This window comes from Fibrobacter sp., assembly GCF_017551775.1.
GTDB lineage: Bacteria > Fibrobacterota > Fibrobacteria > Fibrobacterales > Fibrobacteraceae > Fibrobacter.
This window is the reverse complement of record NZ_JAFZKX010000067.1, coordinates 35,953-50,665: the sequence shown is the minus strand read 5'-3', so window position 1 is coordinate 50,665 and position 14,713 is coordinate 35,953. Positions and strand designations below refer to the sequence as shown.

4 protein-coding genes are annotated in these 14,713 nt (G+C 48.1%); 2 read left to right on the top strand and 2 right to left on the bottom strand.

Annotation, left to right across the window (positions count from 1 at the left end):
• The first annotated feature begins 27 nt into the window (after positions 1-27).
• Complete coding sequence (locus tag IK012_RS07870; protein ID WP_290952805.1) at positions 28-1,413, top strand: hypothetical protein; 1,386 nt, start codon at positions 28-30, stop codon at positions 1,411-1,413.
• 42 nt (positions 1,414-1,455) lie between these two features.
• A complete protein-coding gene (gene murJ, locus IK012_RS07865; protein ID WP_290952803.1) occupies positions 1,456-3,048 on the top strand; it encodes a murein biosynthesis integral membrane protein MurJ in 1,593 nt (530 codons plus the stop codon).
• Between the two features lie 4 nt (positions 3,049-3,052).
• On the opposite strand, the gene IK012_RS07860 is transcribed toward murJ, so the two are convergent.
• Both IK012_RS07860 and IK012_RS07855 read right to left on the bottom strand, forming a co-directional pair.
• The gene (locus IK012_RS07860; RefSeq protein ID WP_290952800.1) at positions 3,053-3,721 is read right to left on the bottom strand and encodes a hypothetical protein; all 669 of its coding nucleotides are present in this window, start codon (positions 3,719-3,721) and stop codon (positions 3,053-3,055) included.
• A 15-nt stretch (positions 3,722-3,736) separates the two neighbouring features.
• On the bottom strand, positions 3,737-14,692 hold the full coding sequence (locus tag IK012_RS07855) for a LamG-like jellyroll fold domain-containing protein (RefSeq protein WP_290952797.1): 10,956 nt from the start codon (positions 14,690-14,692) through the stop codon (positions 3,737-3,739).
• Positions 14,693-14,713 lie beyond the last annotated feature (21 nt).

Here is a 14,713-nt window from a genome sequence, read left to right as displayed (position 1 = left end):
AAAAGCAAAAAAAAAGAAGGAGACTCAATGCTGAAAAAAATTTTCACGAAAGTAGCGATTGTATCGGCTCTCGCAATCCTCGGCGCCTGTAGCGGCGCAGATGGCGTGGACGGCGTAGACGGCAAGGACGCCGCCGAAGTCAACGTTGACTCGCTCGCCGACGTGCTCCGCGAGGAAATCACCGGCACCCTCTGGGACAGCCTCTATGCCAAACCCTACGTCGACACGGTCTACAAAGTCCTCTTCAACAACGCATTCGCCGACGCCTGGATGGATTCCGTCCGCGACGCGCTCCTCGACAGCCTCAAGCTCGCCGACTACGACTCGCTCTACGAAAAGCTCTACGACAGCGTCTACACCGACATCTATTCGCGAGACGTGATCCACACTCTCGCCGGCTGGATCGCTTCGATCAAGCCAAACATCAACGGCGCCTTCGCGAACCTCTACCCGCTCATGTACAGGGAATTCGCCGGTGAAGAGGGCAACGGATCGGGCATACCTATCGGCGTGGGCCTGCGCCAAACATGCGACCGCACCGTCTCGACCTCCTGCCGCTGGAAAAAGGTGATGGTCAAGTCCTGGATCGAGGGATTCACCGATACGGCTACCGTCACGGGTTCCCTCAACCCCGACGCCACAATCACGCTCACCCCCGTCTTCAAGTTCAACAACGACGCCCTCCTCGCAATTACGACCCCGACGAAGGCGAGCATCCAGGTCGAAGCCTACGCGCTCGAAAACGATCACGAAATCCTCTTCTACTCCGCCACCGAACAGGTGACCATAAATCCCATGCAAATTAACGGCGGCGAAGTCGACGGCGTCAAGAATCGCGAATGGTACTCGGCCGTGTGGGTAACCCCGAACATGGACTCCATCCCGCAAATCCTCGACGAGGTGGCCGCGCTCCTTCCGGGAAACACGCTCAAGGTCTATCAGCAGTATCCCGAAGACGAAACAATGATGCAGAGTTCCTCGCGCGTGGTGAAGGCCGTTTTCGAAGTGTTGCAGAAGCGCAAAATCCACTACATCGAAAATAACGGCGCGGGCAGCATCGGGCAGAAGGTAAACTACCCCATCGAAGTGCTCCGCAGCAAGCAGGCCATATGCAACGAGTTCTCGTACCTCGTGGCATCCGTCCTCGAAGCCATCGGGTTCCAGGTGTATATCGTAATCACCACGAACCACATGTTCATCGGCTGGGCCGGCGAAAAGGGCAGCACGGCGCTCGGATTCCTCGAAACGACCATGCTCGCTCATGAAAACGCGACATTCGAGGACGCCTACGAATCGGCGTCCAACGAATTCGTAAAGCAACAGGAAGAAGGCAACTTCGAGAACGGCAGTTCCATCGTCTTCTTCCTGCAAGCCGCACGCGAATACGGAATCACGCCCAACAACATCCCGTAACCATAGCCCGGTACGCGCGATAACTTTCTATCTTATGGTGTCATGAACAAAGCCGCCATAATTGTCGCCGTATCCATGCTCCTGAGCCGCGTTCTCGGAATTTTCCGTGAAATGCTGCTCGCACACGCAGCGGGCGTCTCTCTCGAAAAGAACGCGCTCGACCTCGCCTTCATGGTTCCGGACATCCTGAACCATGTGGTGAGTACCGGATTCCTCTCCATCATCTTCATCCCGATTTTCACGGGCTACAAGGTGGCAGGCGACGAGAAGGGCGGCTGGAAATTCTTCAGCAACGTCCTGAACACCTTCGGCATCGCGCTCCTGATTCTCGTGGTTCCCGCATTCATCTGGATGCAGGAACTCTTGCAGTTGCTTACCGTAGACGGCGCCACGCCGGAACTTATCGAGCGCGCCACGTACTATGGCCGCATTATCTTGCCGGGCCAGGTGTTCATCTTCGTGGGCAGCATCCTGGTTGCAGTGCAGCACACCCGCAAGCAGTTCCTGATTCCCTCGCTCACGGGCCTCATCTACAACGTGGCCATCGTGCTCGGCGGCATCGCGGGTATCGCGCTCGGCAAGTACACCGGCACGGATTACGGCCTGGAAGGATTCGCCTGGGGCGTGCCGGTGGGCGCCTTCGTCGGCTTCTTCGCGCTCCAGATTCTCGGCGCCCGGCGTGGCGGCGTGCACTACGAGCTTATCGTGCAGCCCACCCATCCCGATATCGTGCGCTACTTCAAGATGATGCTCCCGATGTCGCTCGGCGTGGGCTCCATGTTCGGGCTCGAATTCATCATCAGGAGCTTCGGCGCGAACTTCGGCACCGGCGGCATTTCGAGCCTCAACTACGCCTACCGCGTCATGTACACGCTGGTGGCAGTGTTCGGGTTCTCCGTAAGCGTCACGAGCTACCCCGACATGGCGCGCCTCGTAAAAGAAGGCGACTTCCCGCAGCTCAACCGCAAAATCTGGAAGAGCCTCTCGCGCATGTTCTGCATATTGATCCCCGCAGTGGTCGCCGTGTGGGCCCTGAGCTTCCCGGCGGTGCGCATATTGTTCGAGCGCGGCGCCTTCCAGCGCGAAACCACCGAAGCCATTTCCGAAATCCTCCGCTGGTACCTGCCCGTAAGCCTCGGGCTCTGCCTGCAGGCGGTTCTCGTGCGTAGCTTCTACGCCTGCGAACGCATGTGGGTGCCCACCCTCCTCAACACCGGCATCTTCGCCGCGACCATTCCCGCGTACATTTTGCTCGGCGCTCCCGAAGTGGGACTCGGCATCAAGAGCGTGCCCATCGTAGGCGCTACGGGCGCCATACTGCAGGTGCTCTCCATGATATTCATGTGGGCCAAGAAGAACGGCACCGACGGCATGAAGGACGCGCTCCTCAACATGGGCCGCGCGCTCGTCGCCTTCGGCATCATGATATTCGCCGCCATCGGCCTCGACCGCGTCTCCGGCGAGTTCGTCCGCAACACGAGCCTTGTACTGCTCGTCATCTACGCCTGCGCCGCCGGCATCGCGCTATTCACGCTCACGCTCATCATCCAGCGCTACCTCGGCAGCAAAGACGCGAAGGACATCCTGAACGAACTCCTCGGCAAGGTGCTCCGCAAGCTTCACCTGGCCAAGTAAAGCCCTAATCCATATCGAACATCTTGGGCGGAAGAACCCTTCTTCTTTCCGCTTCCATGATATCCATCACTATCTTGGTCGTATTTCCATCGGCAAGAATAGTTTTTATTTCAACCTTCTTGAGTGTACCGGGAAGCGTACACGAATTGTCGCAGTATTCAAACGAACTTTCGGTATTCGCCCCGTTAATCTGCGTCGCCATCTTTACGACCCGCTTCTTTGCCGCGGAATAGTATAGAATCGGTTTAGTTTCGTCCTTAGGAACAATCTTCCAAAGATTTCCTTCCTTGACCGGATTTTTATAATCGGCAGGAGTACCCATATTTTTATTTATGTCAGCCGGATTTTGCTGTTTTACATTTTGAGACGGAAGCGTCTTTCCCGATTTCAAATCAATGACCTTTATTCTATTTCCGTTCTGAATGGTCTTCATCCTGAAAGCACGGGAATAAATTGTCATCATAGACTTATCATTGCCTGCATTAATCACGGACATATCGATAGACTGAGTTTTTTGATTCGGGAACGTAATCAGAGTCCGAATTTGCATTTCGCATGTATCCGGAAAAGCAGATTTCGCCTGATTGTTAAATACAGTCTTCAAATCCAAGGCGAACGACTGCGTTGCCACCAGCAAAATTCCAAGACCCACAAATCTAACCATTCTTTTCATAATGCTTACCTTGCTTTAATCCTTTACCCACGTCTTTTTTGCAGGCGTACCAAAGTTAATTCCATATGTCAATATCCAGCCGTTATTCCCAGAATCCTCGATTTCATCCTCCATCTCAGCACAAGAGCCTCCTATCAGATTATTATCATTATCGAGAACTATTATTCCCTTGTCTTCGACAAAGCTATGAGCTGCATTTGGGACGAAAGACGGATCATCGTCTGAATACCAGTTATCCCAACCAATGGTATTCAACCCAAAATGCGGACCAGCGCCAGCAAACGGCGTTCCATTCTCCTGAATCACGACATCCGGGAATTTCCATTCAACATATCCAGTATTATTACTTTCCGAATGAACTGATAGTGCAGAACCATCTTGCGGGAAAAACGCTGATGTCTGACACATTGAAGGTGCTTCTCCGCGGAAATAATATCGTACAGAGAAACCATTAATCACTTCGCCGGATATATTCTCAATACGAATACGAGGGCGCAACATCGCCGTGTTGGCAAAATCTTCATAACGCACAAACGTCTTGACTTTGGCAGATTGCATCGGCGTTATTCCGTCATCATCCGTCACATTCCATGCAATATCCGAGGCAGGGATACTCTCCGTAGCCAAGGCCAAGCCAGCGATATCGACCCCGGCAGGTACAGACAATTCCAGATTCTGCAATCCCGAACTGAGATCAAGAGCGACATCAGGAACCATATAAGCCTTCCATACAGAAGCCAAGGGTATCGTCCCTTTCTGTTTTGATGAGCCTCCGAACTCTACTTCGGCTCCATTCAATTTTGCGGAACGGGCATAAAGCACAAGGTTGTATTTTCCAGCATGGGCAACATCAACCGACATATTCAATTTCGCATTCGCACCCGTCGAACGGAAGAAATTATTGCCGGCAACCGAGCAGGTAAACAGACGATTGAACCCGCTTGTAATGTCCATATCTTTCACATTAACGATTATCAACTGAGCTTCTTCGCCCTCGTCCGAAACCGGCTTCGACAACTCCATCACTTGTTCGTCGCTCAAGGCAGACAGATAAAAACGGACATCCGCAATATGACCGACAAAATTTTCCATGGTCGAACTTTCACCTATCGAGAATATTCCATTGAATTCGCGGTTCGCAGTAATACCCGATACTTTTGTCGCCACCAAATTTCCATCTACATAGAAATTAACATTGTCAGCATCTACAGAGACAACAACATGGCTCCACGCCTTTTCTTGAGGCAGCACATTCTCTGCGACCCAACCACGGCCCTGTTCTACTAGACGCAAATCGCGATTCCTGACTTGGATTTCCATATCAAGGTCAGCACCAGAAAAGCCCATAACGCGACGCCATTCACTGTCTTGAGGATAGCCGAAGTTCACACGAGCTTCAAATGCATACGAATTGGAAGTTCCAATATAGACATTCCCGTTGCCAACCGCCCTATCCCTGTCTCGATAGAAATACAGGCCGATATTGCTAAGCCAAGGCTTGTACATTGACAAATTCAAATCATGCTGCGTTCCAAGCATTTCTCGAGAAACCCATCCAATGCCTTCCTTTGCAGGGTACCACAATGCCAGCGATTTCGGATAAGGATAGAGGCTCTGGGACATGTAGGTCTCTTCTTCATAGTTATGGCCATAATCTTCCGTTCGCATGGTAATCGCGAGATTACATCCAACGCAATTTGACAGTTGCTTACGACTCAACCGAATTGCAGCCGATATCATTCCATTAGAATCGGGCTGTACCATAACCGCCTTAAGCGGCACAGAGCCTAATGTCGGACGGACTTCAACCTTGGCAATTCCCGATTCAGAATCCTCAATCTTCGCAGAAACCACAAAGATTCTGCTCAGGACATCCGAGGAATCTGCGACATTCCAGAGAGATACTTTAGGACGGGCAGAATCAGTATAAACCTTCGGCCCAACCATCTGCATCTCGTTCCCCAGAACAGACATTCCCAAATAACGCGATTCATACACGCCCTTGCCAATCTTTCCCACGACAGACGACCCTATCTTTCTCGAGCCATCGTAAATAATGGTATCCGGAATTTCAGAACGTATTTCCGTCACAAGTTTATTATTCAAGTACAACGAGAGCGTTCCATTGCCAGGCTGGTTACAAGTCGCTCCATACGCCATGTAGCCGTTATCAAGGCCAAGCCATACGGAATCAGACGGAACAGAACACGCAAATTCAGTAGGGACAGTCAATGCGCGGGCAACGGCAGGAGCTAAAGGCAATTGAGCGGTATCGTTCCTAGCAATGACAAATACATAGTTCGTATCTATCCCTGTCCCGCGTCTTGGCAACTGCACATGCACAATCCCGTCAGCGTTTAAAGTATACGGCAAAAGCTTTACCGGAGTTATATCGTTACTGTCACTCCACAGGGAATCATTATCGACATACAGGTCAAAATTAGCCAAACCATTTATTCGGATATCGCGTTCCGGCGTAGTCGCAACAACAGGCAGAATTTCCAGATCAAAACCAGAACTTTCAACCAATCTTGAATCAATCGCGGCAAAAATCGAGAATGTCTTTGTCACGCCAGAAATCAAGATATATTCCCACAAATCATCATTACCCGGATAACATGTAGAATCATTCCAAGTTTCGCATTTCGCCGTATCGAACCCATTGGCAACCGCTGCATGCCCGTCTTTATCTAGATAGCCGTACAGGACCTTGTCCAATGGGACAAACATCTTTTTGGCAAAGTCAACCTTGTAAAGTTTCAATGTACTCGGCGTGACCTTCATATTAACCATTTCGGACTTGGATATTTTTATTTGTATACGCGGCAAGGCATTATTATGGAACGTCATTGACGGAAGCACTTCCATGATGGGCCCTGTTATAGGCATACCATTGAAAACACTGAAATCATATTTGTCAGCACCAGTTGTCCGAACCGTAAAATCATCGTTTGTATTAAGGGCGCCTTCAGGGAACGAAACAGAAAGTTCCCCAAACAAAGAAGAAACTGTGCCCTGCGTATTTTTCTTGACAAGTTTTCCTACAACCAAGTTATAATGGCTGCAACTATATTTTTCTTCGGTCGTATCATTGGCCCATGTCAAAAGGAACTGGGTATTTCCCTGCAATCTATTCACATTGAACCAGGCAAGCCTGTAATTGCCATTTGTTTCAATGACCGTATCAACAATCGTATAGTACACCGAATCTTTCAAATACTGCAGACGATATTTGCCACGAACCAAATTCGCCCGCAACTCAACTAACTCCAAAGGCCGATTTTCGTTGATTTCATTTCTGTACTGAATATTCAGGCTCGACGATGTACCTGCATTCCTGACAGCATTTAGATGGGAATGTTCCGAATCATCCAGATGCGTCAATCTCGATGCTATGACATCGACATCCTTAATCCACCTGTTTCGCGTCCATTCCTTCGAGGTCGCTTCGCCAAAATACAGGCTGCTATCGGAGAACGTCCTACTCGTCACATCGCTTTGATATCGGTACAGATGGCTCAACGGCAGTTCTACGGCACTGGATCGTTCCGGCAACTGGAACGTAGAATCCAGGGAACGGCGGTAGCGCACATTCTGTGCCCAATCAACCGCATCTATATAGAGCGTATCATTGGCAAAACTGCTCTGTACAGTCGGGAGACCATCGACCCTAAGGTATGTCGTATCCTTCACTTCAATACCACCGCTTATCGGAGCCGGCAGTGCCACATTGACACTAAATTTATTCGTACTCTCGTCATAGGAATCTGGATCAAAAAACACATCCTGAGACAAGCGCCTGATAAGAGTATTGTCTGTCGTCATCTTTGACATATCAGGAATCAACAAATTCAACGAATCCGGATCATTTGGCGAATTAGGTATTTTGTAGAAATTTTCAGAAGATGCGCCTGAATTGGAAAGATTCTTGAAATAGCTTGCCGAATTCCCGCCCAAGGTAAACAACCTAAACCAGGCACTATCGCTATAGTCATTATAGTAATGATGTATTTTTGAACCAAGCAGGTAATATTTACCTTCTTCCTTATTCGCCGGTTTTACACCCTTTGCAGGATATACGACCGTATCAGGTTTATCGGCATTTTCAGCAAGTACGGCACCATAAGTCTTGTTCATGCTGACATAAAAATCTATCTCACCAGCATCCATGTACTCAGTCACCAAGCTGTCTCCATTATTCGTTAGGCTTAGCGGATACCCCGCCAGCGGAGCGAACACGTGTGCAACAAAGTGCCGACTTCTATATAGAGCATCGTTCTGATCCATTCCAAATTTCAATGTAAATCGAGATTTTTGGGCATAACCGTTATACTCATCTGGGAAGCGGAATAGATTTTCCTCATTAAAATCATTAACACTAAAGAACGGCAAATGCTGCACCTCGAACGGAGTCAAAAAACCATAAGCCGATTCACGTAGCCAATGCGACCCATCAAATAAATTTACCGCCCTACTTGAATTCGCTTTCTTTGCCGCAAGCGTATGGAAATATCCACTAGACTCATCATAAAGCAACTCATTATCCGAACCAAAGTGGACAGTTCGGTTCACAAGGTTATCACAATCGATGTCTGCATTCCAGTAAACAGAAGGAATCGATAGAACAATGTTGAAATTCAGTGTCCTGTAGCGCTCGTTTTCACATTTATCCGGTTTTATTTTTCCTTTGTTGTCATAAAAATTGCTCTCAGAATTTCCGACAAGTTCCACTATAAAGGGGTTACCATCCGGTCCGCAAGACTTCAGATCTTGCGGGAACAACGGTATGTACCCACCCATGCTGGGAGCTGGGATAACAACTTCATCTACACCCGCATTAGAGATATCCCATAAGATATTTTCACCTAAATCCTCCTTCATTTTCAGGAAAAACTCAGGATTACTTTCCCAAACGTTATTTTCCCTCCACTGCGCATAATCCTTCCAAGAAATAACAAACATGTGGAATCCTGTTTGTTCACCATACAATTGCAAATCCTTTATTCCCAAATAGCCGTATGTGTCCGGCGCATCATAATTAACATTTATAGTATCCTGCAAGTGGTGCGCATTGAAATTGAATTCCTGGACGTCAACAAGCGGTTCATTTTTTTTAGAACCTGTCGTATCACAGGAAATATCTGAACATGATTGAATCCATCGATCCACCCAATAAACGGCAACCAATTTCAAATGTTCCCTTTGCCTCTTGATGTCTAAGCTAAAACGTTCCGGTAAAAAACGCAGCGGGTGCTGCGTTCCGGTGAACTCCGTAACGAGTTCCGCCGTGCGAGCGTTCTCAGGGAGATACTTACCCCTCAATTCTGCATCCACAATGAAGTCGGCAATAGGTTCGTACCTGTTGATCACTCTCCCTGAACTCGAATCAGTTACCGCTTCAGAAACATAGATACTTACAGAATCCGTATGTGACCGATCTCCTGGAGTCATGTCGATTAGTGTTCTACCAGCGGTCACCGGCAACATAGCAAAGGCCTGCTTTATTTCTGTGGTGTCATTAGCATTTGCAGCCGGACGTGCAGAAATTTCGACTGTATAAGTGCCGACGTCAACGGGATTGCCTTCGTCATTCTTTCCATTCCAAATTACCGAATGAGCCTGTTCATCCGGGTGCGCCTTGACAAATTCATCCTTCAGCAAAGTCCTAACATATATGCCCGAAGAATTTTTAATTTTAATGGTCACAAGTGCATCCCTATAAAGAATGCCATAGGGTATACTTACAGCTCGCAGCGTTATCACCGAACCAATTTGATCCCTCAACGAGAATTTTGGAAGCAAGCTGTCCAAAGCTATCCTCAAGGTATCCGGACTCAGGGCGATTTCCTGCATTTTCACGTCTGCAAAAGCATTTCCTCCATCAAGGCTGGTCACTTCGGCGTAAACTTTCATCGTTCCTTCAGCCGGGAAAGACTTCGAATCCATGGATCCATCCCAGGTAAACGACAAACTGAATTTGTTCGGATGTATATTCCATCCATTCTTCAGCACATTCACATCATCTGCACCGACGCTTTGTCCCGAAATAGGCAGGCCAGCCATTTCGCTAGATCCAAAATACACCGGAATATTATGCGAACCCACCATGCCAACATTTTTTCCGACAACCCTGAACGAGCCTTTAGATTCCATTACGACATGCCCCGATTCTCCCGAAAGAATCATGACACTATCAGTATACGTCGGCAAAACCAGCAGCGGATAATCGTTCAAATATTCCGAGGCAACATCAAAGGAATGATTATTTAGCGGTTCAACGCGGCACCCCTTGTTGAGATTCATAATATTTTCCCCTCTCAACGCCAAGCACGTTTCACCAAAAGTGGAGCCAAGGAACAAAACGCGCAAATCAGAAGTATCCGGCAAGCCAGACCACCTCAAGTGATACAGGCTATCAACCTGATAAAACCACACTCCCACAGGGGGCTTTGTCGCATCATAAGTCAAACCGGCAGTCACATCGTATGGCTCGCCATAATACGGATTCGCCCACGCACGCTCAACCGACTTATCAAAAATACCGGCACCACTCTCGTCTTCTGCATAAACACGCAACATGTACGTCCCCGAAGCATTCCCTGTCACACGGAGCGACATATCTACAGAATCCCTCCCGATAACCATGGACGTTTTCGATATCTTGAACGCAACAGCGGGCCTTATACTGTCTGCTACGATTTTACCCAAAGTCACGCGAACAGAATCCGTACGCCAGCTACAATATTCACAAGGCTTGACTCCCAACTCTATAACATATCGCTTGTCGTAGATGGAGTCGCGGTAGAAATACCCCAACACCCCCTCATTGCTCTGTGCAATCTTCGATATGTTCGCTTTGTCCTTCGAACGGTTAGAAGCGACAGTCATGATTTTGTCCGTTTTCCAATCCCTAGAATTTTCTTCCCTATACCTCAGGCGATAAACAGCGGTATTTTCTGCATCGCCAAAATCAGGCGGGGCAATGCCCACAATCGGAATAACCGGCATTTGCAAATAATCCGATTCTGTCGGGAAGACGATATTCGGATGCCGTTTGCCAGCATGGAACAAACTTGTCGCCACGCCGACATTCCCTACCATGTCAACGCAAGCAGTTTCGAGATAGCGTTTTCCGTCATTTCTCCCTATCAAATTCACGTCCACATTGAACGCATGCGTTCCTGAATGCAAATCGGAATCGGAAATCTCGCGCCAGGTATTATCGGATCCCCCGCCGATAACCCTGTAGCTGCACCTCATCCCGGTGCGATTGACGGCAACATCTCCGCCTTCAGACACCGTGACGGAAGCTTTGAACGGCTTGTTAGACGCATAATCATACACAGGAAGCGTGCTTATGACATTTTCAACCTGCGGTGCAGTGCGGTCAATACGTAATCTCTTCGGCACCGTCGTCGGAGTCGACACATTCTTGGCCTGATCGCGAACGACGGCGGATATACGATATTCTCCATCCTTCAGCAAAAGCTCCGCTTTTTCACCCCACATTCCCGAAATCGTATCATTAGTAATCCATATTGAATCTCCGGCATGTTCAACCGCATTGCTGTCGGGCATATGCGTGAGGCTCCAGTTGATGAATACAGGCGTTGCTCTATGGTCTTCCTGCTTTTCATAGACAGTATACGATATGTTCAAGAGACTGTCCTTAGAAACATACACGTACTGGTTCCCCTGACGTGCAGGTTTCGGCAGGAATGCATATTTGGGATTTTTTCCCAGTTCTACCGGCACTACCCCCAGATCAATCCCTCGCAGAGACGGCGCAGTCCTATCCACGAGAAATTCCACAGAATCACGGGCCACATTCAGCTTATGGTGGAGGATGACATTGTCCCAATCCGTTCCGCTTACGGTCTTACCAATAATCTTTTCGGAAAGGGCGTTCACCGCGTCATAGGCATCCATGTTCGGCAGGGCGTAATCTATCGCTGTCGCCTTCACACGGTAAACGCCGTCAGTCAACGATTTCTTGTCAACACCATCCCAGCCTATGGCGAAATTTTTCGATGCGACATCGTAAAGATAAGGCAGGTCCGCAACCTTGTTAAATACACTGCCGTTCTTCCGTTCCAGTATCCAGCGCATGGCACGAATGTCGGCGGCATCCTTTTTCCCTGAAGTTGCAGAACCATCGTCATTTACATTTACACGGGCTAAAAATACGGAACTATCCGGGTTGACGCTGTGATTGTCCGTCCACAATGAGAACTTCGGGGCTGTCGTATCCACAACAAAGGATACCAGGCTCACATCGTTGCTATCGAGCGAACCCTTGTTATCGACTATCGCATTGAAGGCCCAAAAGAACTGGCCCTCCGCCGGATTGTTCACAACCTGGCCCGAAGCAAAATGATTATCCGCCTGCGTAACCGACATGGTCATCGCACTCCTCGAGGTAACGGAATTCGTCGAGCGGCAATCTTTATCCAAGCAACGGAAAATAGAATCCTTCGCACCCACAATGCCAAGACCTTGATAGCTCGCGGTTCCACCAAACCCTTCTATCTTGTTCACTACAATATCCTGTAATGGCCAGCTAGGCTGAAATGGATCCCTGGCCGTCCCGAACAGATAGCTGAATCGCTGCGTATTCGAAAGTCCAATCTTGTTTATGAGAGATATGATGATTGTATTCTGGTTTCCCTTCTGTATAGCGGAAAGGTTATCACCGAATCTTTCGTTAAAATAATCCTTCGCATTAAAATCAAACCGTCCATTTTTTAACACAGGGTGCCGAACAGTCATCTGCGGCTCTGCCGGCCATGGCGTCCCGACTTTTCTCTTATATACCTTACAGGCAGTATTATCAGCAGGATCCTTTTCTATATCGCATTCCCAAGCGAGTTCCTGTTGGAAATTGAAGTTCATATAGATTTTACGCATGCGGTGCGGCATCAAGTCGTCGATGACGAACGAATACTGTTCAATGAAGTCTTGCGCCACGATATTGTCGGGAACCACGTAACGTTCCACATGGCGGATAGGGACCCCTTTCTTGTTCAACGACCCATCGGGATGCAAACCATCCACCATTTCCCAACGGTCAACCTTTACGCCCATCTTGGACCAATCCGATTCCGACTTGAAAAGGAGCGGAGTCAAGGCGGAAAGGTTCTGTTCCTGCTGGAAAGAATTCAAGGTGTCTTTACGACTGAACAAGCCGATGGCACATGTCTTACCGGATTTCGAACCAATATAATAGCAATTGCGGTTCAAAGGCGACTTTTCGATAGAATCCGGACTCAATGGGGAAAGCATATTCAATGTACGGATATCGTTCAACGCAAGGTTTACGAACGGGCGCTCGTAAAGGAAATCTTCCATAAGGTATGGGGTGTAAGTTGATGCGCCTGTTTGCAGGGAATACGTATTGGCATCGGCCTTCATTGTATCCAAATTAATTCGATACAATGGTATTTGATGAGACTCCTTCAAATCAAAAAATCCTGCTATGGCAGCAGGGATTATGGATGGTGCTGCCTGTTCTGCGCCAGCAAAGCCGAGTGCAACTTTTGTGGCGCTTGCACACGGAGGGCATATATAACCCAATGTAAGGTCCAAATCTCTCACTTGATTAGTTATGGATTCAATAATTACAGCAACATCACCTAGAGTGCCTGAGGCACGCGGAGCCGCATTGAAATACGCCCGCTCAACATCAACCATAGGATCATTCAGAACATTAACTCCAGAACCATTGCTAGAAGAATCGGGAACTATGCTACTACCATTTTTTTGCACAGGAATACCCGCATAGCCCATCATAAACGAAGTCAAAGCATTGACATACCTTGCAGACATATCGCCCGATCCTTCCAGTTGGGCATTATAGTTCAAATATGGCATTGCTGCGTAATCAGGAATAAAAGTGCGTATTCCGCCAACAAAACCTTCATCAAGATCGCCTGGATCCGAAAAGGTCATTCCATGTCGTCCGGATAAAATTCTGATCATGGGCATGGAATCCGCTTCATAATGCAAATGATTCAAGGAGTCTATGGTCCCAAAACCGGTCTGTTTCGGATCCACATAGTGGACTAGAGAATCACTTTCAACATAACACTCAGGGGCAAACGCTGTCGCAAGAAGATCTCCAATTTCTTTCTTCAGAAAATTCGAGGAAATGGAAGAGATGGCAAAACCAATATCGCCGAGATTCCCCAACACAAGCATCCGCGGAACAACGGAAAGTACAGTGGATTTGAGGTTGTCTCCAAAATGTCCCCAAATGTCACTCGTTGCATTCATTTTTACTGTCATATTCATCGCCCCTGTTCCTTCATGGGGGCTATCAAGCGTTATAATCTTGTCTACATCACCATTGTAGAAGTTACCTTGCACATACTCGCGGGATACAACGCCACCCATTGAGTGGCCGATAAGAATATAGCGGGAAGGTAGTTGACGATAAAAATCGGAATGATTGCGTATAGAATCAAGAGCTTCTTGGCCATATAAGTCCTTTGAAGTATCATTTGGATCTATAACAAACCGGGCTTTCACTTCTTGCGCTTCTTCAAACAGAGATCTTCGCTTTCCGAATTTAGAGGAGCCATTTGTTAGGACATTCCATGTTCGGTCCCCCATTTCATGAGCGTTATTCAGCGAAGTATTCGCCGGATTTGTGAATGAGCGCCAGTTGTACACATAGGAATTACGAGCATTCTCGTAATTCTTTTCACTCACATCTTCTTCAAATATTTTTTCAGCAATCCACTTCGTGATTCGATTATTCGATGTGTAATCCCCAAGCGTAGCGTTACCCAAAAAAGTCGTATCCTCATAAGCAGAGACATAGTCCGTATTCTCAGAAATGCCTTTATCAGATCCATATGCGCCATGCACCAAAAGCACATTGTAGTTTTCGATGGATTCCATCGGCTTGGGGATGGACCAAGATATAGAAGGGAAAGCCATCAAAAAAAGAAATACAACCAATCGCTTCATTATTCAACCTTTTTCAAAACG